This is a genomic window from Mesorhizobium sp. M2E.F.Ca.ET.209.01.1.1, assembly GCF_004010375.2.
GTDB lineage: Bacteria > Pseudomonadota > Alphaproteobacteria > Rhizobiales > Rhizobiaceae > Mesorhizobium.
This window is the reverse complement of sequence record NZ_SADP02001415.1, coordinates 1-278: the sequence shown is the minus strand read 5'-3', so window position 1 is coordinate 278 and position 278 is coordinate 1. Positions and strand designations below refer to the sequence as shown.

The 278-nt window shown below is 62.9% G+C and carries 1 pseudogene; it reads right to left on the bottom strand.

What is annotated here, in order from left to right:
* Positions 1-18: 18 nt before the first annotated feature.
* Positions 19-278 (bottom strand): annotated as a pseudogene (locus EN852_RS41650) (endoglucanase); the annotation flags it as partial.

Below are 278 nucleotides of genomic sequence, written 5' to 3'. Positions count from 1 at the left end.
CTATGAAGATTGCCGGTTTCATAGGCACTCCGGATGATGGCGGCGCGCATAGGCGAGCGCGAGCAGCTGGAGTGTCGAAGGATAGTAGTCGGTCGGCTGGAACGCCTTGAGATCGCCGGCCAGCGGCTTGCTCTCGATAACGCAGGAGACGAGCGCCGGAATGATGCGGTAGCCGCTGGAGGCCAGCAACTGCCGCGTCTGTCCGGTCGCGATGTCGACGATGCGAACACGGCCTTGATCGTCAGGCATCTGCGACAGGAACGGGGCAAGCAGGTCGC